Source organism: Synechococcus sp. WH 5701, assembly GCF_000153045.1.
Taxonomy (GTDB): Bacteria; Cyanobacteriota; Cyanobacteriia; order PCC-6307; family Cyanobiaceae; genus Regnicoccus_A; species Regnicoccus_A antarcticus.
On record NZ_AANO01000082.1, the window covers coordinates 1 to 1,404 of the forward strand.

The 1,404-nt window shown below is 48.3% G+C and carries 1 protein-coding gene and 1 pseudogene; both read left to right on the plus strand.

Going from position 1 to position 1,404, the window contains the following annotated elements; translation table 11 throughout:
- Nucleotides 1–150: 150 nt before the first annotated feature.
- Nucleotides 151–1,101, plus strand: a complete 951-nt coding sequence (pstC, locus tag WH5701_RS00485) for a phosphate ABC transporter permease subunit PstC (protein WP_009789743.1) — start codon at nt 151–153, stop codon at nt 1,099–1,101.
- A gap of 1 nt (nt 1,102) precedes the next feature.
- Nucleotides 1,103–1,396 (plus strand): annotated as a pseudogene (locus WH5701_RS16235) (phosphate ABC transporter, permease protein PstA); the annotation flags it as partial.
- Nucleotides 1,397–1,404 lie beyond the last annotated feature (8 nt).

Below are 1,404 nucleotides of genomic sequence, written 5' to 3' on the forward strand. Positions count from 1 at the left end.
GATCCGACCCATACCCGCGATCAGTGGAACTCCAGGCTAACGGCCGGTAACGAATAAGCTCCAGCAAACCGACATGTATTTGTGTTCGGGATCACAAGGAACCCAGGACCGATCTCTCCCATACTTAGGGGAGGTGTGATCCTCCGATCAATGTCCAGCAACTTGGACGATCAGTACCGACTCCGCAAACGACCGCAGTCCGAAAAGCTGGTGGACTCGGGTTTCAAAAACTTGGCGGTGATCCTGGCGTCGGTCGTGGCCCTTGTCCTGTTCGCCATTTTGTTCGTGGTGTTTCAGGGGGGCCTGCCATCCATGCTTCGGTATGGCTGGGAGTTTTTAATCACGTCTGATTGGAACCCCGTCGATGATGAATACGGGGCTGGGGCCGCAATTTACGGCACATTAGTGACCTCGATCTTGTCACTCTTCATTGCCATTCCATTGGGGGTTGGAACGGCAATATTCATTACAGAAAACATTATTCCGCAAAAAATAAGAAACTTTATCGGATTGATGGTGGAGTTATTAGCAGCAGTTCCATCAGTAGTTCTCGGCTTATGGGCCATCTTTGTGATGGAGCCATTCATTCGGCCAGGCCTCGAAATGCTGTACACCTATTTTGGCTGGATCCCCCTATTTAGCTCTCCACCAATGGGGCCAGGAACCTTGCCAGCCGTGTTGATTTTAGTGGTGATGATTCTACCAATCATCACCGCAATCACCCGTGATTCGCTTCAACAAGTTCCTGAACGATTAACTCAGGCAGCCTATGGAATCGGAACCACTCGCTGGGGCGCGATTACCAACGTAACCTTACCTGCAGCAATCTCTGGCATCGTCGGAGGCGTGATGCTTGCCCTAGGCCGAGCGATGGGCGAAACGATGGCAGTAACAATGATTATTGGAAACTCAAATAATTTTAGTTTCTCCTTATTGGCACCTGGCAATACAATTTCTGCAATGCTTGCCAACCAATTTGGTGAGGCTGATGGATCGCAGGTTTCATCATTGATGTATGCCGCCTTCGTACTTATGATCATGACATTGGCCGTCAACATTTTGGCGCAGCTGCTTGTGAAACGGCTCAGCCTCAAATACTGACATGAACATCAATAATGCTGGTCTTATCACAAGACAAAAACAACTTAACTACAAACCAAATATCAAGCGTAATCTTGGCAACCGATTTATGACAGGACTGGCAGCACTGTTTTCAATCGTTGCTGTTCTGCCATTAATTCTTGTCTTGGGTTACGTATTACTCAAGGGTGCCTCGAAAATCAGCATCAGCCTCTTTACCGAACTGCCACCACCCCCTGGGCTAGAAGGAGGTGGAATCGGAAATGCAATCATTGGAACATTTGTGGTTACATTTGTTGCAGCATTATTTGCAATCCGATAGGC

Excerpts from the sequence above, each read along its gene's own strand:
- pstC (WP_009789743.1), top strand. The coding sequence starts at position 151 with ATGTCCAGCAACTTGGACGATCAGTACCGACTCCGCAAACGACCGCAG.